Annotated in this window: 21 protein-coding genes and 1 tRNA gene; 10 read left to right on the top strand and 12 right to left on the bottom strand. The window is 71.2% G+C overall.

Annotation, left to right across the window (positions count from 1 at the left end; genetic code table 11):
- Positions 1 to 56 precede the first annotated feature (56 nt).
- On the top strand, positions 57 to 1,781 hold the full coding sequence (locus OHT52_RS13140) for a hypothetical protein (RefSeq protein WP_328720333.1): 1,725 nt from the start codon (positions 57 to 59) through the stop codon (positions 1,779 to 1,781).
- Between the two features lie 169 nt (positions 1,782 to 1,950).
- On the opposite strand, the gene OHT52_RS13135 is transcribed toward OHT52_RS13140, so the two are convergent.
- The 3 genes from OHT52_RS13135 to OHT52_RS13125 form a co-directional block, all read right to left on the bottom strand.
- On the bottom strand, positions 1,951 to 2,844 hold the full coding sequence (locus tag OHT52_RS13135; protein ID WP_328720332.1) for an SURF1 family protein: 894 nt from the start codon (positions 2,842 to 2,844) through the stop codon (positions 1,951 to 1,953).
- Between the two features lie 62 nt (positions 2,845 to 2,906).
- Entirely contained in the window at positions 2,907 to 4,742 is a 1,836-nt protein-coding gene (locus OHT52_RS13130; protein WP_328720331.1) for a S9 family peptidase, read from the bottom strand.
- 182 nt (positions 4,743 to 4,924) lie between these two features.
- Entirely contained in the window at positions 4,925 to 5,077 is a 153-nt protein-coding gene (locus tag OHT52_RS13125; protein WP_328720330.1) for a hypothetical protein, read from the bottom strand.
- A gap of 462 nt (positions 5,078 to 5,539) precedes the next feature.
- Between OHT52_RS13125 and OHT52_RS13120 the strand changes: the two genes are divergently transcribed.
- Entirely contained in the window at positions 5,540 to 5,986 is a 447-nt protein-coding gene (locus OHT52_RS13120; RefSeq protein WP_328720329.1) for a nuclear transport factor 2 family protein, read from the top strand.
- Between the two features lie 193 nt (positions 5,987 to 6,179).
- Here the strand turns inward: OHT52_RS13120 and OHT52_RS13115 are convergent, their stop codons facing one another.
- Positions 6,180 to 6,974: an SGNH/GDSL hydrolase family protein gene (locus OHT52_RS13115; protein WP_328720328.1), complete on the bottom strand. Its 795-nt coding sequence runs from the start codon at positions 6,972 to 6,974 to the stop codon at positions 6,180 to 6,182.
- Positions 6,975 to 7,889: 915 nt separating this feature from the next.
- On the opposite strand from OHT52_RS13115, the gene gltX reads away from it, so the two are divergent.
- Positions 7,890 to 9,275, top strand: a complete 1,386-nt coding sequence (gltX, locus tag OHT52_RS13110) for a glutamate--tRNA ligase (protein ID WP_328723718.1) — start codon at positions 7,890 to 7,892, stop codon at positions 9,273 to 9,275.
- A gap of 112 nt (positions 9,276 to 9,387) precedes the next feature.
- On the top strand, positions 9,388 to 9,636 hold the full coding sequence (gene tatA / locus OHT52_RS13105) for a Sec-independent protein translocase subunit TatA (RefSeq protein WP_328720327.1): 249 nt from the start codon (positions 9,388 to 9,390) through the stop codon (positions 9,634 to 9,636).
- 87 nt (positions 9,637 to 9,723) lie between these two features.
- Here the strand turns inward: tatA and OHT52_RS13100 are convergent, their stop codons facing one another.
- The 4 genes from OHT52_RS13100 to OHT52_RS13085 form a co-directional block, all read right to left on the bottom strand.
- Positions 9,724 to 9,957: a hypothetical protein gene (locus OHT52_RS13100; RefSeq protein WP_328720326.1), complete on the bottom strand. Its 234-nt coding sequence runs from the start codon at positions 9,955 to 9,957 to the stop codon at positions 9,724 to 9,726.
- An 887-nt stretch (positions 9,958 to 10,844) separates the two neighbouring features.
- Positions 10,845 to 10,918, bottom strand: a tRNA-Pro gene (locus OHT52_RS13095).
- 65 nt (positions 10,919 to 10,983) lie between these two features.
- A complete protein-coding gene (locus OHT52_RS13090; RefSeq protein ID WP_328720325.1) occupies positions 10,984 to 11,721 on the bottom strand; it encodes a Pr6Pr family membrane protein in 738 nt (245 codons plus the stop codon).
- Between the two features lie 104 nt (positions 11,722 to 11,825).
- A complete protein-coding gene (locus tag OHT52_RS13085; RefSeq protein ID WP_328720324.1) occupies positions 11,826 to 12,764 on the bottom strand; it encodes a metallophosphoesterase in 939 nt (312 codons plus the stop codon).
- A 93-nt stretch (positions 12,765 to 12,857) separates the two neighbouring features.
- Here OHT52_RS13085 and OHT52_RS13080 point away from each other — a divergent pair, with 93 nt between their 5' ends.
- Entirely contained in the window at positions 12,858 to 13,322 is a 465-nt protein-coding gene (locus tag OHT52_RS13080) for a GatB/YqeY domain-containing protein (RefSeq protein WP_328720323.1), read from the top strand.
- A 239-nt stretch (positions 13,323 to 13,561) separates the two neighbouring features.
- Here OHT52_RS13080 and OHT52_RS13075 read toward each other — a convergent pair whose 3' ends face one another.
- Positions 13,562 to 15,805: a transglycosylase domain-containing protein gene (locus OHT52_RS13075; protein WP_328720322.1), complete on the bottom strand. Its 2,244-nt coding sequence runs from the start codon at positions 15,803 to 15,805 to the stop codon at positions 13,562 to 13,564.
- Positions 15,806 to 16,422: 617 nt separating this feature from the next.
- Between OHT52_RS13075 and OHT52_RS13070 the strand changes: the two genes are divergently transcribed.
- Positions 16,423 to 16,773: a WhiB family transcriptional regulator gene (locus tag OHT52_RS13070; RefSeq protein WP_328720321.1), complete on the top strand. Its 351-nt coding sequence runs from the start codon at positions 16,423 to 16,425 to the stop codon at positions 16,771 to 16,773.
- Between the two features lie 303 nt (positions 16,774 to 17,076).
- On the opposite strand, the gene OHT52_RS13065 is transcribed toward OHT52_RS13070, so the two are convergent.
- Positions 17,077 to 18,489, bottom strand: coding sequence for an ArsA family ATPase (locus OHT52_RS13065; RefSeq protein ID WP_328720320.1), 1,413 nt, complete (start codon positions 18,487 to 18,489; stop codon positions 17,077 to 17,079).
- Complete coding sequence (locus OHT52_RS13060) at positions 18,486 to 19,460, bottom strand: ArsA-related P-loop ATPase (RefSeq protein ID WP_328720319.1); 975 nt, start codon at positions 19,458 to 19,460, stop codon at positions 18,486 to 18,488. Before OHT52_RS13060 ends, OHT52_RS13065 begins: the two co-directional genes overlap by 4 nt.
- 70 nt (positions 19,461 to 19,530) lie before the next feature.
- Between OHT52_RS13060 and OHT52_RS13055 the strand changes: the two genes are divergently transcribed.
- From OHT52_RS13055 to OHT52_RS13040, 4 genes are all read left to right on the top strand, one after another.
- On the top strand, positions 19,531 to 19,689 hold the full coding sequence (locus tag OHT52_RS13055) for a DUF4177 domain-containing protein (protein WP_003967454.1): 159 nt from the start codon (positions 19,531 to 19,533) through the stop codon (positions 19,687 to 19,689).
- Positions 19,689 to 20,159: a RidA family protein gene (locus OHT52_RS13050; RefSeq protein WP_328720318.1), complete on the top strand. Its 471-nt coding sequence runs from the start codon at positions 19,689 to 19,691 to the stop codon at positions 20,157 to 20,159. Before OHT52_RS13055 ends, OHT52_RS13050 begins: the two co-directional genes overlap by 1 nt.
- A gap of 134 nt (positions 20,160 to 20,293) precedes the next feature.
- Positions 20,294 to 21,226, top strand: coding sequence for an NUDIX hydrolase (locus OHT52_RS13045; RefSeq protein ID WP_328720317.1), 933 nt, complete (start codon positions 20,294 to 20,296; stop codon positions 21,224 to 21,226).
- Positions 21,223 to 22,053, top strand: coding sequence for an MBL fold metallo-hydrolase (locus OHT52_RS13040; RefSeq protein WP_328720316.1), 831 nt, complete (start codon positions 21,223 to 21,225; stop codon positions 22,051 to 22,053). Before OHT52_RS13045 ends, OHT52_RS13040 begins: the two co-directional genes overlap by 4 nt.
- Before the next feature lie 162 nt (positions 22,054 to 22,215).
- On the opposite strand, the gene OHT52_RS13035 is transcribed toward OHT52_RS13040, so the two are convergent.
- Positions 22,216 to 22,890 (bottom strand): Crp/Fnr family transcriptional regulator, encoded by a 675-nt coding sequence (locus tag OHT52_RS13035; RefSeq protein WP_150489041.1) that lies wholly within the window; start codon positions 22,888 to 22,890, stop codon positions 22,216 to 22,218.
- Positions 22,891 to 23,090 lie beyond the last annotated feature (200 nt).

The following is a 23,090-nucleotide window of genomic DNA, read 5'->3' as shown; positions in this document are numbered from 1 at the left end:
ACCGGACGGGAAGCGGAACTGTGAACCACGGGCCGAACACGAGCCACGGGCCGAGCGTGAATCCCGGCCCCGAGCGCTCTGCCGAGCCGTCCGGAAGCGCCGGCCCGAGCGGGCGGGCCGGTCAGGCCGAGCCGACCGCCGAGCAGGCCGAGCCGGCTGCCGAACAGGCCGAGCCGGCTGCCGAACAGGCCGAGCCGGCTGCCGAACAGGCCGAGCCTGCCGAGCCGACCGGCCGTACGCGCGGAGGCGACGAGGAGCACCGCCCTCCGGTACACACACCGTCCGGCCGGTATGCGGGGGTCCCCGGTCCTGCCCCGACCGACGAGGCCGACGACGCGCGTGGCGGTGGCGGCGTGACTGGCGACGCGACCGGCGAGGTCACCGGCGACGCGACCGGCGAGGTCACCGGCGACGCTTCCGAGCAGCACGACCAGGCGCCCCGCTCGCGCGACGACCTGTCCCGCCCCCGCGAGAAGGCGCCCAGCTCCTACGACGGCGCCCCCGTCACCGGCACCCTGACCCAGCTCTTCCCGGCCCGCACCCCGGCCGTCGGCTTCGGCCGGGGCATCGGCTCCGTCGCGGCGAGCGGCGACGGCATCGACCTGAGCGGCATCGACATGAGCGGCGGCTTGAACGGTGGTGGCTTGAGAGAGGGTGGCTTGAGCGGTAGCGGGTCGGGTGGCCGCCTGTTGCGGGGCAGCGGTCCGGGCGGGGGCCCGGTCGAGGCAGGAGACGAGGACGACACGACCGACGAACAGGTGCTCCGGCGCCTGCTGCGGGGAGCCGTCCACGACCTCGAACCCGCCGAGAACGCACTGGACCAGCTGCACCGGGCCGTACCCGCCCGCCGTGCGCGACGCCGCCAGGCCGTCGTCGGCGCGGCTGCCGCGGCCCTGCTGATCGGTACCGCCGTGCCCGCCCTCCTGCACGTGGCGAACTCCGGGAGTGTCGCCACCGCGGCCCCCTCCCTCGCCGGGCACGGCCAGAACTCCCAGAGCCAACAGGGCGACGCTTCCGGGGCAGCCGTGGGGGAGAAGCCGAGCGCGGGACAGCCCGCGCAGGGCGCCGACGGCCGGCACGAAGGAATACCGGACCCCAGCGGCACACCTACCGCGACCGACGCCCCGGCGGACTCCGACAGCGCTCACTCCGGGGCCGTCAGCGAGGAGGAGCTCGCCTCGATCGCCGCCCTGCCCGCCTGCGCGCCCGATCAGCTCGGCGTCGCCTCGGCGTCCACCGGGTCGGCGGACGCGAACGGCACGGTCTACGGCAGCTTCCGGATCTCCAACACCTCCGCCACGGACTGCTCGGTCAGCACCGCGGGCACGGTGGCCTTCACGACCACGGGCGCCGCGGACGCGACGAAGATCGCGGTCGTGCAGCACGTCGCGGGCGACCCCGCAGCCGGGCTGCCCGACCCCGCCGCCGAGGCCGCGGCCATGCTGCTGAAGCCCTGGATGTCCTACGAGGTGAAGTTCGCCTTCGTGCCGAGCGACACCTGTCCCACCGCCACCGCCCCCACACCCACGCCGACCGAGAGCCCCACCGGTACGGGTACGGGGGAGGACCAGGCGTCGAGCGTCGAGACCCAGTCCCTGACAGCTCAGTCCCTGACAGCTCAGTCCCTGACAACTCAGTCGCTTACGGCGGACGCTGTCCCGTCCGAGGGGACCATCGCCGTGACACACACCCCCGAGGCGGGTGCGCCGGCCGCGGAGACCACGATCACCCACGCCTGCGCGGGCACGATCTACCGGACCGGCATCCTCGCCGCTTCGTAACCGACGAGGCCGGGGCCTGGGCCGACGAGGCCGGGGCCTGGGCCGACGAGGCCGGGGCCTGGGCCGACGAGGCCGGGGCCTGGGCCGACGAGGCCGGGGCCTGGGCCGACGAGGCCGGTGCCGGGCCCGATGAGCCCGGGCCCGATGAGCCTGTGGGGCCCGCGCGGGGTCACCCGCTGCGGGGCGTCGTCCCGGAAGAGGTGCCGACGGGTTCACCCGGTCCGGCGGTGACCGCCGTTGACCCGGCTACGGCGTCCATGGTGGCGGCGGGGTCGGGGACCAGGCCCAGCGCGACGTCCCGGGCCGCTTCGGCCTCGCGCCGCAGCAGGCGGAACCACATGAAGAGCACGAACGCCGCGAAGACGAACCACTCCCCGGTGTAGCCGAGGTTCTGGAAGGCCTTCAGGTCCAGCCCGTTGCCCTCCACCGCGGCGGCCGGGACCGCCCGCATTCCGTTGCCGGAGTCGTCCGCGCCTCCGATGCCGCTCGCGGGGAGCGTCACCCAGGCGTCGTACACGTCGTACGGCACGAGGTTCACCAGCGACGCCGCGCTGATGATGCCGAGTTCCCCCTCGGGGAGCCCGCCCGCGCTGTTCACACCCTGGCTGGTGGCACTCTCCGAAGCCTGGAGGTCGCCGGTCACCGTGATCTCGCCGGTGGGGGCCGGAGGGACCGTGTTGTTCTTCCGCGCCTGTTCCGTCCCGCCGGGCATCCAGCCGCGTACGACGGGCAGCGCCTTGCCGCCGTCCGTACGCAGCAGGTCCAGGACGTAGAAGCCGTCGCGGTCGTCCAGTTCACGCCCAGGGACCAGGAACTGGTCCGCGAACGTCCCCGTCGCCGTGGCGGGGCGGCCGGACGTGACGGTGTCCACGGGCAGCAGAGAGTCCAGCGGCTTCGCCCGGCGGGTGCCCGGGTCCGGCTGCTTCTCGGCCTGTTCGTGCGACTGCACGCGGTCCTCGAAGCGGCCGAGCTGCCAGGTGCCCATGAACACGCAGAACGGAATGGCCAGCACGACGAAGAGGTTGATCCCCCACCATCGCGGGGTCAGCAGGAACCGGTACACCCCATTACCGTACGGTCCCCGCTCCGCCGACCGGGAGCGGGGGCCGACCATTTATCCGGCCCTTACGCGTGTGCGGCGGTGTCCGCCTCCGACTTCCGCGCCTCGGGGAGATGGCGCAACGCGAAGTCCAGCTCCAGTCCCACCTGCTTGATCCGCTCCTCCACCACCAGCGAGCCATGACCCGCGTCGTAGCGGTAGACCTCGTGCACCGCGCCCCGGGCCTTCAGCCGGTCCACGTAATTCTCCACCTGGCGGATGGGGCAGCGCGGATCGTTGACGCCCGCCGAGATGTACACCGGGGCGCGCACCGCGTCGACGTACGTCAGCGGCGACGACGCCTCGAACCGCTCGGGCACCTCCTCCGGAGTGCCGCCGAGCAAAGTGCGGTCCATCGCCTTCAGGGCCTCCATCTCGTCGTGGTACGCCGTGACGTAGTCCGCCACCGGGACGGCGGCCAGGCCCAGCGCCCAGGCGTCCGGCTGGGTGCCGAGACCGAGCAGGGTCAGATACCCGCCCCAGGACCCACCGGCCAGGATCAGGCGGTCCGGATCGGCGAGGCCCGACCCGACGGCCCACTCCCGGACCGCCGCGATGTCCTCCAGCTCGATCAGCCCCACCCGGTGCTTCAGAGCGTCGGTCCAGGCCCGGCCGTACCCCGTGGAGCCCCGGTAGTTCACCCGCACGACGGCGAAGCCGTGGTCCACCCAGGCGGCCGGGCCCGAGGCGAACGCGTCGCTGTCGTGCCACGTCGGTCCGCCGTGGATCTCGAAGATCGTGGGGAACGGGCCCTCGCCCGAGGCGGGCGTCTGCACCAATGCGTGGACGCGCCCGCCCGGCCCGTCCACCCACACGTCCCGCACCGGCACCGAGGAGGGAGCCTTAGGACCCGGCGGGTCCAGGACCACCGCGCCCGTGGTGGAGCGGACGACCGGTGGCAGGGCGGCCGAGGACCAGAGGTACTCCACCGTCCCGTCCGGACGGGCCGTGGCACCCGACACCGAACCGGCGGGCGTCTCCACCCGCACCGGCTCCGGCCCGCCCGGCTCATGGCGCCACAGCTCGCTGCGGGCCTCGAAGTCGTGCTCGACCAGGATCGCGGAGCCGTCCGGATACCACTGGGCGCCCACGTCCCCGGGGAGATCGATCTCCAGCTCCGTCTCCGTCCCCGCGACCGGGTCCCAGATCATCGGCTCCCAGCGCCCCCGCCGCTGGTGCCCGATCAGCAGCCGGGTGTCGCCGGCGACCGGAGCGAACCCCATCACCGCCAGACCCAGCTCCTTCGTGCCGCCCTCGGTGTCGTCGAGCTCGGCCACCGTCGACCCGTCCGGTCGCACCACACGCAACGCCGAATGCATCGCGTCGCCGTGCTCCGTGTGCTCCAGAGCGATCAGGCTGCCGTCGTGCGACAGATCGCCCACCCCGGCCGACTCCCGGTGCCGGTAGATCTCCACGATGCCCGCGCCGCCCGGTCGGGCCAGATGGATCGTCGTGCCGTCCTCGTCGGTGGAGCGGCCGACTACAGCGGTGCCGTCCCGCCCGATCGCGAGACCCGCCGGATACGACGGTTCCAGCCCCGGCACCGCCGGAACGTCCTCACCACCGCCGAACGGCTGCCGCATCCAGATGCCGAACTCGTCGCCGTCCTTGTCGCTGAACCACCAGATCTCGGAGCCGTCCGGGGTCAGCGTGCCGTCGGTCGTGCCGTTCGGCCGGTCGGTCACCTGCCGCTGCTGACCGGTCGACCGGTCCCACGTGTACAGCTCGTACGTGCCGGTCGCGTTGGACACGAAGAGCGAGCGCTCCGGGGCGTCCTCCGCCCAGTCGGGCAGGGAGACCCGGGGTGCGCGGAACCGCTGCTCCCAGTCCGGAGAGGTCGAGGCGTTCTGTGTGTCGCTCATGCCCCCATCCAACCCGAAAGGCGGTCCTGGACGCACGGCCCTTCGTCTCCCCGCGAAATCATCCGGAACCCCGGCCCGCGCATGTTTCGCTCGTCGGACATCACCGACCTGTGTTCCCCGGCCGGCATCACCGAGCGGACAGTGCGGCGACGCGCGGTGTTCCGCACTGCCGCGCGGCTCTTTCAGCCCGCGAGCAACGTCCTCGCGGCCTTGATCACCGGCAGCCCCGCTTCGCCGACCGGGGCAGCGGTGCCGGTGATGCTCCGCACCAGGGTCCGCCGCGCTTCCGGGGTCGGCTCCGTGGCATCGACCCGGCCGCCGCGTCCACCTCGCATCAACCAGGCGATGGTCCGAACGATGAACTTCCGTACGGCCGCGCCCTTGTCGGCCGTCAGCTTCCGCCGGGTCGACCGTCAGCTTCCGCCGGCCGACCGTCAGCTTCCGCAATGCCGACGTGGGACATGCTGCGCATGTGGATACGCCCAGCCCCCGCCCGTAACACGCCTTCGTCGGCTGTCACTTGGTCCGCCACCGGACCTCCGGCCCATGGCGGGCACGGGGCCCGGGGCGTAGCGAAAACGACGCGCGAAGGGAGAGGGAAGTGACCACCTCCGTCGTCTTCCGGTCACCCGGGGTGCGGAGTGCGCGTCTTCCGGGCCGGTCGAGGCCGGAACGCGCGCGCGGTGGGACGCGCGCCGTGCCTGCGGCAGGGAGGGGCCGGCGCAGGTCGCCGCTCTTGCCGATCGGCGTTTTCGCAGGTCGGAGCGATTGTCAGTGGCGGGGTCCAGACTCGTTCCATGACTGCAGAGATGAGCGCGGGCACGGTCTCGACCGCTGTTCTGCGCAAGGCCGTGGAGACGTACTGGACCGCCGCCGACGCCCGCGACTGGGAGGCGTTCGCGGCCACGCTCGACGACGACGTCGTGTTCGAAGTGCCGCAGACCCGCGAGGTGGTCCGGGGCAAGGAGAGATGCGTGCGGTTCAACCGGGAGTACCCGGGCGACTGGCACGTGCGGATCGACCGGATCGTGGCAGACCTGCCCGAGCACCCGGCCGGCGCGGGTGGGTCCGGACTCGGTGGGCAGGCCGCCGCGCGCACGCTGTTCACCGTGGGGGGCGCGGAGTTGGACGGCATCCACTTCTTCTCGTTCGACACCAGGGGCCGCATCACCGCCGTCACCGACTTCTGGCCGGAGCCGTACGAGCCGCCGACCGGCCGCGAACACCTCGTCGAGCGCGTCTGATCCGGGATTCGCCGCGCGCCCATGGCCGCCGCGTACCCGCCCGAGGGAGGCGCAACGACACAGGGCTCCCGCGCCGGCCTGCGGCGGAGGAGCCCTGTGCGTGTGGGGGGTGGCGTCCTGGGAGGGCTTTGGGCTTGGTCAGGCTGGTGCGGGGGAAGCGCGGCCGGCGCGGGGTCCAGTGCCGCGGGAAGAGCTAAACCGCCGAGCGGAAGGCGGGCAGGTAGCCGCTCGACTGGCCGGCGGCCTTCGGGTGGTAGGAGTTGTAGACGGGCAGCGTGACGCTGTTGAGCCAGGGGTCGCCGGAGCAGAGCTCGTGGCCGGTGAACTCGTCCACCACGCTGGAGTAGGTGAACCCGGCGTTGGCCGCGCGCTTGGCGATCACGGAGTTCAGCACGTCCGCCCCGTTGTTGATCGCCTTCCGCGAGTTCTCGCTGAGGCCCAGGATGCAGCTGCCCGCCAGCTTGTAGAAGTGCGGGTAGCCCAGGACCACCACGTGCGCCGAAGGCGCCTTCGCGTGGATGGAACCGTAGAGGGAGTCGAGGCTGCCCGGCAGGACGTTCTGCGCCTTCGTGATGGCCGCGTTCACGCTGCTCACGCAGGTGGCCTCGCTCGACAGCACGCAGGTCTGCATGACATCGGCGAAGCCGACGTCGTTGCCGCCCGCCGAGATGCTGACCAGCGCGGTCGATGAGCTGAGCGCACTCAGCTGGCCGCTCGCGACGGTCGACGTCGTCGCACCCGAACACGCGACGAAGGCGAAGGAGGAAGGCGAGTTGGCGGCGGCCCAGAGGTACGGGTACGCCTTGGTCGAACGGTGGCAGTCGCCACTGTCCGAGATGTAGCTGCCGGCGCCGACCCCGGAGGAGTAGGAGTCGCCGAGAGCGACGTAACCGCCCGTAGCGGCGGAGGCCGGCTGAGCGGCTCCCAGCGCGGCGACGGCTGCGATGGCCAGAGTGGATACGGACGCCCAGAATCTACGCACTGACATGGCCGGTGGCCCCTTCGGAGGGTGGGGGGTGTGAGGGGAGTTCGTGGAGCAGACAGTTTTTAGCAGCTCGAAGTACCGGCCGGTAATGGCTGTGCGAGAAGTCGTCTGATATGCCCGAATGATCGTTCGGTAGCCGTAGCTCCGCGCGTAGATAAACCCTGAACACTGGTCAAAATCGGGGCACTTGCGGGCGCAGCGCGAGCGCGCGTGCCGTGGGGCGGGCTGTCACTGGAGGGGGCGTTGGGGTGGGTCGGTGGTCCTCCGACGCGGCTGACGGTGCGCCGAAAACCACTCGCACGGGTGGGGTGGGCCCCGCCTGCGACGACGCCCGCAGGTGACGTCCCGCATCGGGCGCATCCCTGGGGGCCGCGGTACCGGGGTCACTCTCCGTCGTCGCGCGCCCGTGTGCCGCCCTTCGACCGAACCGGCGACCCATCGCGCTCCCGGCGCAGGCGGGGCCTGCCGCAGGACCGGTCGTGGCCTGCTCCTGCATCGGCAGGAGTCCGCGGCGGATGGCCGCGGCCCCCGAGAGCACCTCGACCGGCGCTCCCGAGGCGTGGGCCTGGGCGGAGCGGTGCCGCTCGGCGAGGGCGGCCATCAGGGATTCGACCTGGTGCAGGGATGGCCGCCGTGAGGGGAGCGGCCAGTTCCTCGGTCAGCGGCGCGGGCTCGCTGTCGGGGCGGTCCACGAGGAGGCGGTGGAGGGAGTCCTCCGGGCAGAGGGAGTCCTCCAGCAGGTCCGGTGGTCCGCCCCCTTGCCGTCGCCCTCACAACTGTGCTGATCGCGATATCCGTTGATCATCTTGCGGAGCAGGTCTGTGGATAACAGCTGCTCGCCCCTCACGGCACGTCGGTAGGGTGGCCGGTATGTCTGATGCTCCGGTTCGTGTCCGTTTCGCCCCGTCCCCCACCGGCATGTTCCACGTCGGCGGCGCGCGCTCCGCCCTCTACAACTGGGCGGTCGCCCGACAGACCGGTGGCACCTTCGTCCTGCGCGTCGAAGACACCGACGCGGCCCGGAACAAGCCCGAGTGGACCGACGGGATCATCAACGCCCTGGCTGCCATCGGCATCCACGAGGACGACCCGGCCTTCGAGGGCCCCTACTTCCAGTCGCACAACGCCGCTCGCCACACCGAGGCCGGACTGCGGTTGTACGACGCCGGCCGCGCGTACTACTGCGACTGCACGCGCGAGCAGCTCAAGGAGCGCACCGGCTCGGAACACCTCGGATACGACGGCCACTGCCGTGAGCGGGGTCTTGTCCACGAGGAAGGGCGGGCGCTCCGCTTCCGTACCCCGGACGAGGGCGAGACCGTCGTGACCGACCTGGTGCGCGGCGCGCCCGCGTTCCCGAACAGCGCCATCGAGGACTTCGTGATCGCCCGGGGCGACGGCTCCCCGGTCTTCCTGATCGCCAACGTCGTCGACGACTTGGACGAGGGGGTCACCCTGGTGGTCCGGGGCGAGGAGCACCTCTCCAACACGCCGAAGCAGCAGCTGCTGTGGGAAGCGCTCGGCGCCGAACCGCCCCGCTGGGCGCACCTTCCGGTGATCGTCAACGAGAAGCGCCAGAAGCTCTCCAAGCGCCGGGACAAGGTGGCGCTGGAGGACTACCTCGCCGAGGGCTTCCTCCCCGCGGCGATGGTCAACTACCTCATGCTGCTCGGCTGGGGCCCCGGCGGGGACCGGGAGATCCTCCCCTACGAGGAGATGGAGCAGCTCTTCCGCATCGAGGACGTCAACACCTCACCGGCGTTCTTCGACGTGAAGAAGCTGACCGCCTTCAACGGCGAGTACATCCGCGCGCTCGCACCGGAGCAGTTCGCCGCAGCCTGTGCGCCGTGGCTGGTCGCCCCGCACGCTCCCTGGGACCCGGCGGCCTTCGACACGGCCGTCTTCGAGGCGGCGGCCCCGTTCGCGCAGACCCGGCTGGCGATCCTGTCCGAGATCACGGCCTGCGTCGACTTCCTCTTCCTGGCCGAGCCGGTCCGCGACGAGGCGTCGTGGGCCAAGGCGATGAAGCCAGGTGCGGACGCCATCCTGCGGGACGCCCGTGCCGCCCTCGCCACCGCCGCGTGGCAGGCGGACGACCTGAAGTCGGCACTGGTCGAGGTCGGCGAGCAGCACGGACTGAAACTGGGCAAGGCCCAGGCACCCATCCGCGTCGCACTCACCGGCCGCACGGTCGGGCTGCCGCTCTTCGAGTCCATGGAGCTCCTCGGCCGCGAGCGTGCCCTCGGCCGTCTGGACGCGGCTTACCAGAAGTTGGCCGTCCAGTCGTCATCCCGTAATGGATGAGGGCTCACGATCTGCCCGTCCTGGTTGTACCGTTGCGTTCACGTAGCAACCATCTGGGCCGGGCGGGCGGCGTGCGAGCGTCCACGGCTGACACGAGGAAGGCGGGCTCGGCATGCTCCGCAACGGACTGGAACCCTGGCACCTGCTGATCCTGGCGGTCATCGTCATCGCCCTCTTCGGATCGAAGAAGCTCCCGGAGGCCGCGCGGGCCCTGGGCAAGTCGGCGCGCATCCTGAAGAGCGAGGCGCAGGCGATGAAGAACGACAACGCCCCCGCGCCCCAGGTCACGGTCACCGAGCCTGCCCAGCCCGCACCGGCGCCCGCCGCCGCGATGACCGAGCCGCGCCCCGCCGACCTCTGACCGCGCCCACGCCCCCTGCCCGCCGGTCCTCGTGACCGCGGGGCAGGGGGCGAGGTCTGCCCGGTTCCTCGATGCCGCCCGTACGTATCAGGGGCTGGCGGCGTCGAACCCGTACGCCACGGGCTCGTCCTGCGCATAGGGGTCGCGGCGGTACACGTACAACGCGTCCACCATGAATTCTTCGCCGTCCGGGGATTCGACGCGGCAGGGACGCGTCACCTGAAGGACCGGTGGCTGGTCGGGAACCCGCATCCGAAGACCATCAGCAGGTCCTCCGGCGAGTTCGGCTGTCTCCCACATCGTCGCAGTGTGAAGATCCATGCCCACGACTTTACGGGCTCTCCCGCACCCCTTTGGTGAGCATCGAACAACCGCTACGTCTTCTTACTGTGCAGGTCACCGCTACCGTCGCTGCCGTCGCCCCCGCCCCAGTCGCCGCTGCCGTCACTGTCTCGCAGCTGTCCGCTCGTGCGGCGACGGAGTTCCCGCGGTCCGGCGTCGAAGGCCGGGGCCCGAACCTTGTGAAGGCGGGGCCGTCGCGCTCGCGTCCGCAGCAGTTCGGCGTCCGTGATCACTGGGTGACCGAGAGGCTCCCGTCGACGCCGTCGCTGCGGTGGCCCGCGGGCGACCGGGCGTTCCACCCGGGCCACCGAGCGCCTCGGCCGGCCCGCGTGTGCCCAGCGCCGTGAAAGGCTGTGGCATGCCCCGTCACCTGCGGTTCTTCGTCGAATACGGCGTCGACACCGCAGTGGCCGGGCCCCTCGGGCATGCCTGATGTGGACAGCCCCTTCGGGTATCCCGCCGCCCCGGGGAGTCTGCCCCTCACTCCGGGTACCAGCCGTGAGCTCACCAGGCTCGCCGACCTGTACCAGTCCTCACTCGCCTGGAATCACCCGGCGGGCCCCTCGCCCTGGACCCGCGAGCGGCAGGAATCGTTCCGGCGTGAGGCCGACGGGGGATTGGAGACGTTGCGCCGAGAGCTGGGGGACGACTGGACGGCCGGGGACCTACGGCACTGACGGAAGGCGTGGTGGCCGACTGGCCGACGGGAGCGCGCGGTCGCATCGCACCGAGGTCGCTGCGTCGCAGGGCCAGCCGTGTCCAGGCGTTCCAAGATCACACCCAGCTCACACCCAACATCTGGACCAGGAAACAAGCAGGGCCGGTCTCCCCGAAGGGAAACCGGCCCTGACCTGGTGTTTCAGCTGTCGGGGTGGCGGGATTTGAACCCACGACCTCTTCGTCCCGAACGAAGCGCGCTGCCAAGCTGCGCTACACCCCGATGTCCACCGGTCTCCCGGCGACATCGATTACTTTAGCCCACCCGCGCCCGGAGACGAAATCCGGTTACCGGCGGGCCCCGGTCCGATCTCGGAGGCGGGGGCGCACGTGGTCCAGGGCGATGAGCAGGGAGGCCAGGACCACGAGGAGCAGGGAGAGGGCGAAAGCGTGGGCGAGGACCTCCGAGTAGCCGTACGTGTCCACGTTCAGGAAGGGGTACGGGTAGCGGGGGCCGGCGTCGGGGGCGAGCAGGGTGCCCCGGGCCAGCACGAAGGCCAGGTACGCGACGGCGCAGAGCAGCCACTGCGGCAGGAAGCGCAGGCGCAGCGTCCGGGCAGGGGTCAGCAGGAGCCAGTCCAGGGTTACGGCGACGGGCAGGGCCGTGTGCAGCAGCGCTTGTGAGACGGCCCGAGCGCCCGTGGGCGGGGCGGCGGGAGAGCCGGCGGCGGAGTAGCCGAAGCTGTTGTCGGTCAGGATCAGGTGGTACGTCAGGCCGATGATCACCGCGACGAGGAGTGCGCCCCCCGTGAGGTGCGGGGACGCCGGTCCGCGACCTGTCCAGGAGCGGAACGAGGACCACCCGAAGACCCCGGCGACCGCGACGTTCGCCTGGAAGGTGAACCGGCTCAGCAACTCCAGCGGCGCACCGGTCGTCGCCAATTCGATCGTGAGGCCGCAGATCGCCGCCGCGCACACCAGCGCCCGGAACACGGCGGCCGTCCGGCGGGGGGTGCGGGCGCCCCGCAGAAACGCGTCCTCCGCCCGGGGTCTGGGCAGCGTCGCGGTTTTCGGGGCGGCGGTCATGGCCTCACCGTAAAGGCGGGTTTCCCGGGCCGCGATTCATCCGTGGCGGATGGGCCCGGGCTGATCCGCCACGGCTGGGAGTCGAGCGAATCAGGCTCCGCCCGTCACGCCCGCGGGGTCAGCGTGAGCAGGGTCGCCTCCGGGGGGCAGGCGAAGCGGACCGGGGTGTAGCGGTTCGTGCCGCAGCCGGCCGAGACGTGGAGGTAGGCCCGGTTGCCGTCCGCCGTGTGGCTGGAGAGGCCCTTCACCCGGTCGGTGTCCAGGTCGCAGTTGGTGACCAGTGCGCCGTAGAAGGGAATGCAGAGCTGCCCGCCGTGCGTGTGACCGGCCAGGATCAGCGGGTAGCCGTCCTTCGTGAACGCGTCCAGCGAGCGCAGGTACGGGGCATGGACCACGCCGATGGAGAGGTCGGCACCCGTCTCGGGGCCGCCGGAGACCTCGGCGTACCTGTCCCGCTTGATGTGGGGGTCGTCCAGGCCGGTGAACGCGATGTCCAGACCGTCGAGCTTCAGCCGTCCGCGGGTGTTGGAGAGACCGATCCAACCCGCGTCGTCGAACGCGTCGCGCATCGGCTCCCACGGGTTGTGGACCACGTTCGTCGCCGGGGCGTTCCCGTTGAGCCCGTGCTTCCCCGCCGCCTTCTCTTTGAGATAGCGCACGGGGTTGCGGAGTTTGGGGCCGTAGTAGTCGTTCGAGCCGAAGACATAGACCCCCGGGAGCTCCATGAGGGGGCCCAGCGCGTCCAGCAGCTCGGGCACCGCCTCGGGGTCCGAGAGGTTGTCGCCCGTGTTGACGACGAAGTCCGGGCGGAGCCCGGCCAGGGACTGGAGCCAGGCGCGCTTCTTGCGCTGGCCGCTGACCATGTGGACGTCCGAGATCTGGAGTACGCGCAACGGGCGTGCACCGGGCGGGAGTACCGGTACGGTCACCCGGCGGAGGCGGAACGAGCGGGCTTCGAACCCCGCGGCGTAGGCGAGACCGGCGGCGCCGACCGCCGCACCGGCCGCAGCGACTTTCAGGGGAACTCCGTAGCGTGCGCGCATGCGCCCATCGTCGCAGACCCGGCCCGGTGGGGGTCCGGCGGAGGAGGGAAAACAAACGGGCGCCCCGGACCGCGTACCTGACACAATCGAGTCATGACCACGCTCAAGTCCAAGCTCAAGGAAGACCTCACCACCGCCATGAAGGCGCGCGACGAGCTGACCTCGTCCACCCTTCGGCTGACCCTCACCGCGATCACCAAGGAGGAGGTGAGCGGGAAGACCGCTCGCGAACTCTCCGACGACGAGGTGCAGAAGGTCATCGCCAAGGAGGCGAAGAAGCGCCGCGAGGCGGCGGAGGCCTTCGCCCAGGGCGGGCGGACGGAGCAGGCCGAGCGGGAGAAGGCCGAGGGCGAACTGCTCGACGCGTACCTGCCCAAGCAGCTCTCCGACGAAGAGCTCGACTCGATCGTCGGCTCCGCCGTGGCGGAGGCGAAGGCCGCCGGTGCCGAGGGCCCCCGCGCCATGGGCGCCGTGATGAAGATCGTCAGCCCGAAGGTCGCGGGTCTCGCCGAGGGCGGCCGGGTCGCCGCCGCGGTGAAGAAGTCCCTCGCGGGCTGAACCACTCGCGGGTCGAACCCTCGTGGGGCGAACCGCCCGTGACTCGAAGGCTCGTGGGCTGACCTTCGCGGGTGGGACTTCGCGGGCTCCCCGGGCCGGGCCCCGAACGACAGAAGGTGGGGCGCCCGTTGACCGGGGCGCCCCACCTTCTGTCGTTCGCCGGACGGTAGGCGCCTGTCTGCCGCCTACCGTCCGGCCATGGCGCGGGACGGGGTGGGTGGCCCGAGGCCGCCCCTCCGTCACGGCCCGTTGCCGCCTGCGTCCTGACCGCCGTGCCGGCCGCCCTGGTTGCCCTGGTTGCCGCCGAGGAAGTCCGGCAGCACGGTGATGCCGGGCGTCGGGGTGGAGTCGTCGCCGGTGTCGTCGCCTTCCTCGTCGCGGCCCTTGTTCTTGTCCTTGTCGCCCTTCTCCTCACCGCGCGGGACCGCGACGGTGTTGAAGGAGGGGGTCTCACCGGCATCGAGGGCGCCGGTCATCGCGATCTTCCAGATCGGGCCGGGCAGACAGCCACCACAGACCTTGTCGTAGTACTGTCCGCCGATCGTGATGTCGTACATCGGGATCTTCTTGCCGATGTCGGCACCGACCCAGACGGCCGTCGACAGGTTCGGGGTGTAGCCGACGAACCAGGCGTCCTTGCGGTCGTTCGTCGTACCGGTCTTGCCCGCGTTGTCACGGTCACTCAGCCCGGCCGCCGTACCGGTGCCGTCCTCGACGACACCCTTCAGCATCTGGTTGACCGTGTCCGCGGTCTTCTCGCTCATCGCCTGCGAACAGCTCGACTTCGGAACGGCGAGCTTCTTGCCGTTGGCGTCGGTGATCGACTGGATGGCGATCGGGGTGCAGTACGTGCCGCGGTTGGCGAACGTCGCGTACGTGGCGGCCATGCCGAGCGGGGTGCTCTCCGCGCCACCGAGGGTGATCGAGGGGTCCTCGCCGAGGGTCTTGCCGTCCCCGCGGGCGTAGCCGACCTTCTTCGCCATCTGGACGGTGTTGCAGAGGCCGGCCTTCTGCTCCAGCTTCGCGAAGTAGGTGTTGATGGACTTGCCGAGGGCGCTGGTCATGTCCCAGGTGCCCTTCTCCTCGTCCGTCTCGTTCCCCACGAGCCAGTCCTTGTCCATCGCGATGGCGCCCGAACAGGTGGTGAAGGACTGCCTCGGCAGCGTGATCTCGTGATCCGTGGTGAAGGACTGGGCCGGGCTGATGCCCTTCTCCAGAGCCGCCGCCGCCGTGATCGGCTTGAAGGTCGAGCCGACCTGGAAGCCGTAGGTGGAGCCGCCCATCGCGGAGCCGACGGCGAGGTTGAGAACCGTCTCGTGCTTCTTCTGGTCCAGGCCGTAGGGGCGGGACTGGCCCATCGAGAGGATCTTGCCGGTGCCGGGCTCGACCTGGACCACCGAGGCGGCGACCTTGTCGGTCTTGTCGACCTTCGCGGTGGCGGCCTCGTCGGCGGCCTCCTGGGCGCGCGGGGAGAGCGTGGTCTTTATCGTCAGACCGCCGAGGTTCCAGAGCTTCGACCGGTCCTCGCTCGTCTTTCCGAAGGTGGGATCGGAGAGGATGACCTTGCGTACGTAGTCGCAGAAGAAGCCCGCGCCGCTGACGGCGGTGATGCAGCCGTTCTGCGGGGTCTTGACCTTCAGCTTGATCGGCGCCGCCATGGCCTTGTCGGCCTCGGCCTGCGAGACGCTGCCGGTCGCGGCCATGCGCGCGAGGACCGTGTTGCGGCGCTTGGTCGCCTCTTCCTCGTCGTTGACGGGGTCGTACCGGCTGGGCGACTGGACGATGCCGGCGAGGAGCGCGGCCTCCTCCAGCTTCAGGTCCTTGGCGTGCTTGGAGAAGTACCGCTGGGAGGCGGCCTCCACGCCGTAGGCCTGCTGTCCGAAGAACGTGATGTTGAGGTAGTTCTCGAGGATCTTCTTCTTGCCGAGCTCCTCTTCGACCTGGATCGCGTACTTCAGCTCACGGACCTTGCGGCCCAGGGTCTGCTGGGTGGCCTCGGCGACCTTCTCCGGGTCGTCGCCCGCCTCCTCGACGAACACGTTCTTCACGTACTGCTGGGTGAGGGTCGACGCGCCTTCCGCCGTCCCGCCCGACTGCACGTTGCGGTTCATCGCGCGCAGGATGCCCTTGAGGTCGACCGCCCCGTGCTCGTAGAAGCGGGAGTCCTCGATCGCGACGATCGCGTTCTGCATGTACGGGGAGATGTCCTTGAGCGGCACGACGGTGCGGTCGCGGGAGTACACCGTCGCGATGGCACCCCCGTCGGCATCCAGGATCGTGGTGCGCTGGCTGAGCGGTGGTGTCTTGAGGTTGGCGGGGATCTCGTCGAATCCCTCGACCGTCCCCTTGGCGGCGAGGCCCAGTGCGCCCGCGGCCGGCAGTGCGATGCCTGCCAGCACAGCTCCGGAGAGCGCGGCGACACCGAGGAACTTGGCGGCCTGCTGGGTCGTGGTGAGACCCCCGCCCGAGCGCTTTTTTGGCATGGGGGCAGCCTAATCCGTATCCCTGTACGTTCCGATGGAGCAGGCTCCGCTCGGGATGTTCAGGTACCAACCCGTTACGAGAAGCGGGTTTGAGAGACCGATTCCGCACGTCACAAGCGTGCGGGCGGGGCGGCGGAGGTCTGGGGGCGCGCTGCGGCGCAGACCTGTCACGCAGGCGTGCGCCGGCGTGACGGCACGGCGTAGTGGCTACGTTGTCATTCGCCGGACACGCGCGCATCCCTTGGCCTAAGCTGCACTCAACTGTCACAGCAGTCCGGCCCCGTATCAACCCCCACGCACGCGCTGTATGCGTCCCCCCGCTCGGTGCCCGTGCATGAGGACCACGCGCAAGGCGTCCCCGAAAACGCCTGGTGTGTCATGGAGAGTCCGTTGCAACTCGGGTGTACTGTCCCGATTTTGCACAGTTGGCCTCGCATGTCCTCGCGTCACTCCCCTGGGTGATCTGCTGCGTACGCATAGTCCGTTCGGGCCATTCAAGATTGGGCCCGAAGGGGGTGTTGTGCTCGTGGCCGCTTCCGTAACGTCCTCAACTGGCAGCGGTGAATATGCCGCTGCCGCCGTGGGGGAGCCTCAATTCGGGAGAGGACGGCGCCGGCATGGGCTGGGTAACCGACTGGAGTGCGCAGGCAGCCTGCCGCACTACCGATCCGGACGAGCTGTTCGTACAAGGGGCAGCACAGAACAGGGCCAAGGCGGTGTGCACCGGATGCCCGGTGCGGACGGAGTGCCTGGCCGACGCGCTCGACAACCACGTCGAGTTCGGCGTGTGGGGCGGCATGACGGAGCGGGAGCGCCGGGCACTGCTGCGCCGCCGCCCCACCGTCACGTCCTGGCGGCGTCTGCTGGAGACCGCGCGCAGTGAGTACGAGCGCTCGACCGGCATGCTGCCCGGGGTCATCGAGATGGACGACGACGACTTCCAGGAGACGTACGCCGCAGTGGGGTAACGCTCAGGGCCCGCAACCCGGTTGGGCTGATGGGCCGACAGGGGGACACAGCTGTCGATGTCCCCGTACGGAGTCGCGCGAACGCGCCGTACGGGGGATGCTCCGGGCGAACCGGGGCCGTGCCACGGTCGGGCGTGCCCGCTTTCCGCTCCCGTGCCACGGCCGACCGGTGCCGGTGCCAGTGAGGCGAACGCTTCCGCGCGGGCGCGTACGTGCCCGGCCTCGTGTTTCCGCAGACCCACGAGGTCCTGCGCGCCTGATCACGGGTGCGCGATCGGCACGGTCGGGCGGTGGCCCGGGTGCTCAGGCCGGCCCGGCGGGATCGCGGCCCGCGGCGCCGGCCGCGAGGCGGTCGCCCACGGTCCGCAGGCCCGCCAGATCGTGCACGTCGCCCGGCAGCGCGGCCACCTCCGTCACCAGGACCTCCGGGTGGGCGGCGGTGAAGTGCTCGCGGGTGAGCCGCTCGCGGGCCACGACCTGCATGCGTTCGGCGTGCAGGCGCAGCAGTCCTTCGGTGAGTTCCTCGATCGCGACCACGGGGACCGCCGGTGCGCCGTCCTTGCCGGTAAGGGGGGAGGACTCAGCGGATTCGGGGGATGCCTCGGGAGAGAGGGCTACCGCCGGGTCACGAAGACCAGTCTTCCCGGCAGCCTGATCCACCATGCTCGCCGCCTCAAGATTTTCGGCGGCGGCGAGCGCCTGCTCGGCGGTCAGGCGCGAGGCCTCGCTGCCGTGCGCCCGGTTGAGCACCAGCCCCGCCAGTGGCATGCGTTCGGCGGCGAGCCGCTCCACGAAGTACGCCGCCTCGCGCAGCGCGTCCCGCTCCGGAGTCGCGACCACCAGGAACGCGGTCCCCGGGGCCTGGAGCAGCTGGTAGGTGGCGTCCGCCCGCGTACGGAACCCGCCGAACATCGAGTCCATCGCGGCCACGAACGTCTGTACGTCCCGGAGGAACTGGCCGCCCAACAGCTTTCCGAGCGTGCCCGTCATCATCGACATGCCCACGTTGAGGAACTTCATCCCGGCCCGGCCGCCCATCTTCGCCGGCGCCATCAGCAGTCGGATGAAGGTGCCGTCCAGGAACGACCCGAGCCGTTTCGGCGCGTCCAGGAAGTCCAGGGCGGAGCGCGAGGGCGGGGTGTCGACGATGATCAGGTCCCATTCGTCGCGCGCCCTCAGCTGCCCGAGCTTCTCCATCGCCATGTACTCCTGCGTGCCCGCGAACCCGGCCGACAGGGACTGGTAGAAGGGGTTCTCCAGGATGGCGCGGGCCCGCTCGGCGTCCGCGTGCGCCTCGACCGTCTCGTCGAAGGTCCGCTTCATGTCGAGCATCATGGCGTGCAGTTCGCCCTCGCCGGCGATGTCCTCGACCCGGCGCGGGACGTTGTCGAGCCGGTCGATGCCCATGGACTGGGCGAGCCGTCGCGCCGGGTCGATGGTGAGGACGACCACCTTGCGCCCGCGCTCCGCCGCCCGTACACCGAGCGCCGCGGCCGTGGTCGTCTTGCCGACACCGCCGGAGCCGCAGCACACCACGATCCGGATGCCGGGGTCGTCGAGCAGCGCGTCGGTGTCGAGGCCCGGCGCGCGCACCGGGCCGCTCGCCGCTTCCGTACCGTCCACCGGCTCGGTACCGTCCACCGCTTCCGTGCCGCCCACCGCTCGCGCGCCGCCCCCGCCCGTCGGGCCGGGTGCGGCGCCGGACGCCCGCGTCATGATGCCTCCTCTTCCCCTGCGCCCTGTTTGCGGAGCTCCCCGGCCAGGACGTGCAGTGCGGCGAGGTCGATGCCCTCGCCCATCAGCGGCAGCTCGTCCGTGGGCAGCCCGAGCCCGGCCAGTACGGCCCGCTGCTCGCGTTCCAGGCCGACCCGCTGCGCGTGCTCGGCCGCCTGCGCGATCAGCGGGCGGACCAGGGCCGCCGACCCGGTGACGCCGGCCCGGGTCAGCGTCTTCGCGATCTCCTTGCGGCGCGCGCCCGACGCGGTGCTCAGCGCTTCCTCGTCGAGCAGGTGGGGGCGGACCATGTTGACGATCACCCGGCCCACCGGGAGCTGGGCGCCGCGCAGTTCCTCGATGCCGTCCGCGGTCTCCTGCACCGGCATCTCCTCCAGCAGGGTCACCAGATGGACCGCGGTGTCGGGGGACTTGAGGACCCGCATCACGGACTGCGCCTGGTGGTGTATCGGGCCGATCCGGGCCAGCCCGGCCACCTCGTCGTTGACGTTGAGGAAGCGGGTGATCCGGCCGGTGGGCGGCGCGTCCATGATCACGTGGTCGTAGACGAAACGACCCTGCTTGTCCTTACGGCGCACGGCTTCGCACGCCTTGCCGGTCAGCAGGACGTCGCGGACTCCGGGCGCGATGGTGGTGGCGAAGTCGATCGCGCCGAGTTTCTTGAGTGCCCGGCCCGCGCTGCCGAGCTTGTAGAACATCTGGAGGTAGTCGAGGAGCGCCTGCTCGGCGTCGATGGCCAGCGCGAACACCTCGCCACCACCCGGCACGTCGGCGATCCTGCGTTCCTCGTATGGAGTGGCGCTCGCGCCGAAAAGCTCGGCGATGCCGCCGCGTCCCTCCACCTCCACGAGGAGGGTGCGCCGGCCCTCGGCCGCGAGGGCGAGCGCGAGGGCGGCGGCCACCGTCGTCTTACCGGTGCCGCCCTTGCCGCTGACGACCTGGAACCTGCTCACGCTTCGAGCCTAACCAGTAGGTCGCCGGCCTACGCACGGGAGCGCCCGTGCCAGGCATTACAGTCGGGCCATGACCAAGTGGGAATACGCGACCGTGCCGCTCCTCGTGCACGCGACCAAGCAGATTCTGGACACCTGGGGCGAGGACGGCTGGGAGCTGGTCCAGGTCGTGCCCGGGCCGAACAACCCCGAGCAGCTCGTGGCCTACCTGAAGCGGGAGAAGGCATAGTGGCGGGCACCGTCGAGGCGAGGATCGCCGAGCTCGGGCTCGCCCTGCCGGACGTCGTTCCGCCGCTGGCCACTTATCAGCCGGCCGTGCAGTCCGGGGTGTACGTGTACACCTCGGGCCAGCTGCCGATGGTCGAGGGCCGGCTCGGTGTGACCGGCAAGGTCGGCGGCGAGGTGACGGCCGAGGAGGCCAAGGACCTCGCCCGGGTCTGCGCGCTCAACGCCCTCGCGGCCGTGAAGTCGGTCGTCGGCGACCTGGACCGGATCGCCCGGGTCGTCAAGGTCGTCGGGTTCGTCGCCTCCGCCTCCGACTTCACCGGACAGCCCGGCGTGATCAACGGCGCCAGCGAGCTGCTGGGCGAGGTGCTCGGCGACAAGGGCGTGCACGCCCGCAGCGCCGTCGGCGTCGCGGTACTGCCGCTCGACGCTCCGGTCGAGGTCGAGATCCAGGTCGAGCTGGTCTCCGCCTGACCGCAGGTCCCCGCTCTTCCGTCCCGTCCGGTCCTTCGGGGCCGGGCGGGATCTTTTCGTACCCGCTGCGGGATTCGAGAGGGATCGTGCATTCCCCTCTCGAACAAATCAGCCGATCCGGATAGCCTCCGGCCATGTCCCAAGGTCAGTGGTACCCACCGGAATGGCCCGACCGGATCAGAGCCCTCGCCACGGGCGAGCTGACGGCCGTGGTTCCCCGGCGCGCCGCCACCGTGATGCTGCTGCGGGATTCCGCGGACGCCGGCACCGGGGCGGGAGCCGGCACCGGGGCGGAGGCCGCCGGCGCCGGGCCGGCCGTCCACATGCTGCGACGCCGTACCACCATGGCCTTCGCCGGAGGCGCGTACGCCTATCCGGGCGGCGGGGTGGACCCGCGCGACGACGACCACGTGGTCGGCTGGGCCGGACCGTCCCTGGAGAGCTGGGCCGCACGACTCGGTGTCCCGAGCGCGGCTGAGGCCCAGGCCATCGTGTGCGCGGCCGTCCGGGAGACCTTCGAAGAGGCCGGCGTTCTGCTCGCGGGCCCCACCCCCGACACCGTCGTCGGCGACACCACGGGCGCGGACTGGGAGGCGGACCGCGCGGCGCTCGTCGCCCGGGACATCTCCTTCGCCGGGTTCCTGGAGCGCCGGCGGCTCGTCCTGCGCTCCGACCTGCTGGGCGCCTGGGCCCGGTGGATCACCCCGGAGTTCGAGACCCGGCGCTACGACACCTGGTTCTTCGTCGCGGCGCTCCCGGCGGGCCAGCTCACCCGGAACGTCTCGACCGAGGCCGACCGGTCGGTGTGGATCACCCCCGCCGACGCCACCGCGGGCCACGCGAGCGGCGAGCTGCAGATGATGCCGCCCACCGTGACCACCCTGCGTTCGCTCCTGCCGTACCGGACGGCCGGAGAGGCGCTGAGGGCGGCCGGGGCCCAGGACCTCGCCCCCGTGCTCGCGCGAGCACGGCTGGAGGGCGACGAGCTGGTGCTGATCTGGCCGGGACACGACGAACTCACCACCCCCGTCCCGCCCGCGGGACCCCGAGCCGGAGGAACGGCATGAGCGACGCCGCACTGCTGCCCGGACAGCCCCGCGGGCAGGTCGTCTCCGGCCCCGCCACTGCCCGCGCGGTCAACGTCCTGGCCCCCAACGCCTCCGCGATGACCCTGGACGGCACCAACACCTGGATCCTGGCCGAACCGGACTCGGACCTCGCGGTCGTCGTGGACCCGGGACCGCTGGACGACACCCACCTGCGCGCCGTGATCGACACCGCCGCCCGGGCCGGCCGGCGCATCGCGCTCACCCTGCTCACGCACGGCCACCCGGACCACGCCGAAGGCGCGGCCCGCTTCGCCGCACTGACGCGCACGAAAGTACGCGCGCTCGACCCCGCGCTGCGGCTCGGCGATGAAGGACTGGCGACCGGGGACGTCGTCACCACCGGAGGGCTCGAACTCCGGGTCGTCCCCACGCCCGGACACACCGCCGACTCGCTCTCGTTCCACCTGCCCGCGGACGGCGCGGTGCTGACCGGCGACACCATCCTCGGCCGGGGTACGACCGTCGTCGCGCATCCGGACGGACGGCTCGGCGACTACCTCGACACTCTGCGGCGGCTGCGCTCGCTGACCACGGACGACGGGGTCCACACGGTCCTGCCGGGCCACGGTCCGGTGCTGGAGGACGCCCAGGGGGCGGTGGAGTTCTACCTCGCGCACCGTGCCCACCGGCTGGCCCAGGTGGAGACGGCCGTGGAGTCGGGGCTGCTCACGCCGTCCGAGGTGGTCGCCCGGGTCTACGCGGACGTGGACCGGTCCCTGTGGCCTGCGGCCGAGCTGTCCGTACGGGCACAGCTGGAGTACCTGGGCGAGCACGGGCTGATCTGAGCCGCCCCGGCCGGTGGGCCCGTCCTCCGCCGAGGGACCACCATTCCGGGAACGGCCGAGAGGCCCTGCCGTGACGGCAGGGCCTCTTCGAGCGGCTTCAGTGGGTGCGGTCGCCGCCCCTGCGCGGTACGGCTACGGGAGCCGCCGGGGCAGTACGTGGGGTCAGCGCGAGCGCTTCGCCAGACGCTCGACGTCGAGCAGGATCACGGCGCGGGCCTCCAGGCGGAGCCAGCCGCGGCCCGCGAAGTCCGCGAGTGCCTTGTTGACCGTCTCGCGGGAGGCGCCGACCAGCTGGGCCAGCTCCTCCTGGGTGAGGTCGTGGACGACGTGGATGCCTTCCTCGGACTGGACGCCGAAGCGGCGCGACAGGTCCAGGAGGGCGCGGGCCACACGGCCCGGCACGTCGGAGAAGACCAGGTCGGACATCTGGTCGTTGGTCTTGCGCAGGCGGCGGGCGACGGCGCGCAGCAACGCGGTGGCGACCTCCGGCCGGGCGTTCAGCCAGGGCTGCAGATCGCCGTGGCCGAGACCGAGCAGCTTGACCTCGGTGAGCGCCGTGGCGGTGGCCGTACGCGGACCCGGGTCGAACAGCGACAGCTCACCGATCAGCTCACCCGGACCGAGGACGGCGAGCATGTTCTCGCGCCCGTCGGGGGAGGTGCGGTGGAGCTTCACCTTGCCGTCGGTGACCACGTACAGGCGGTCGCCGGGGTCACCCTCGTGGAAAAGCGCGTCTCCGCGCGCGAGGGTCACCTCACTCATCGAGGCGCGGAGTTCCGCGGCCTGCTCGTCATCGAGCGCCGCGAAAAGCGGGGCGCGTCGTAGAACGTCGTCCACGAGATCTCTCCTTGTCGGCCTGCTCAGGGAACCGTGGTCCCCATCATGCCGGACGGTAAAACAGTGCGATCAATCACAAACCAGTTTGACGCACGAGCGGCCCGGATCGTACGGCAGGGGGCCGATCGGGGGTGGAAACCCGCTGACAGGGGCGAATCCGAGGGGCGGGCCATAGGCTGACCGGGTGTCCGGAAAGCTGC

It is taken from the genome of Streptomyces sp. NBC_00247 (assembly GCF_036188265.1).
Taxonomy (GTDB): Bacteria; Actinomycetota; Actinomycetes; order Streptomycetales; family Streptomycetaceae; genus Streptomyces.
The sequence above is the reverse complement of the archived record's forward strand: the minus strand, read 5'-3'. Positions and strand labels throughout refer to the sequence as shown.

Coding starts and splice junctions, on each gene's coding strand:
- OHT52_RS13130 (WP_328720331.1), bottom strand. CDS start 4,742: ATGAGCGACACACAGAACGCCTCGACCTCTCCGGACTGGGAGCAGCGG.
- OHT52_RS13125 (WP_328720330.1), bottom strand. CDS start 5,077: ATGCGAGGTGGACGCGGCGGCCGGGTCGATGCCACGGAGCCGACCCCG.
- OHT52_RS13120 (WP_328720329.1), top strand. CDS start 5,540: ATGACTGCAGAGATGAGCGCGGGCACGGTCTCGACCGCTGTTCTGCGC.
- OHT52_RS13115 (WP_328720328.1), bottom strand. CDS start 6,974: ATGTCAGTGCGTAGATTCTGGGCGTCCGTATCCACTCTGGCCATCGCA.
- gltX (WP_328723718.1), top strand. CDS start 7,890: ATGTTCCACGTCGGCGGCGCGCGCTCCGCCCTCTACAACTGGGCGGTC.
- tatA (WP_328720327.1), top strand. CDS start 9,388: ATGCTCCGCAACGGACTGGAACCCTGGCACCTGCTGATCCTGGCGGTC.
- OHT52_RS13100 (WP_328720326.1), bottom strand. CDS start 9,957: ATGGATCTTCACACTGCGACGATGTGGGAGACAGCCGAACTCGCCGGA.
- OHT52_RS13090 (WP_328720325.1), bottom strand. CDS start 11,721: ATGACCGCCGCCCCGAAAACCGCGACGCTGCCCAGACCCCGGGCGGAG.
- OHT52_RS13085 (WP_328720324.1), bottom strand. CDS start 12,764: ATGCGCGCACGCTACGGAGTTCCCCTGAAAGTCGCTGCGGCCGGTGCG.
- OHT52_RS13080 (WP_328720323.1), top strand. CDS start 12,858: ATGACCACGCTCAAGTCCAAGCTCAAGGAAGACCTCACCACCGCCATG.
- OHT52_RS13075 (WP_328720322.1), bottom strand. CDS start 15,805: ATGCCAAAAAAGCGCTCGGGCGGGGGTCTCACCACGACCCAGCAGGCC.
- OHT52_RS13070 (WP_328720321.1), top strand. CDS start 16,423: ATGGGCTGGGTAACCGACTGGAGTGCGCAGGCAGCCTGCCGCACTACC.
- OHT52_RS13065 (WP_328720320.1), bottom strand. CDS start 18,489: ATGACGCGGGCGTCCGGCGCCGCACCCGGCCCGACGGGCGGGGGCGGC.
- OHT52_RS13055 (WP_003967454.1), top strand. CDS start 19,531: ATGACCAAGTGGGAATACGCGACCGTGCCGCTCCTCGTGCACGCGACC.
- OHT52_RS13045 (WP_328720317.1), top strand. CDS start 20,294: ATGTCCCAAGGTCAGTGGTACCCACCGGAATGGCCCGACCGGATCAGA.
- OHT52_RS13040 (WP_328720316.1), top strand. CDS start 21,223: ATGAGCGACGCCGCACTGCTGCCCGGACAGCCCCGCGGGCAGGTCGTC.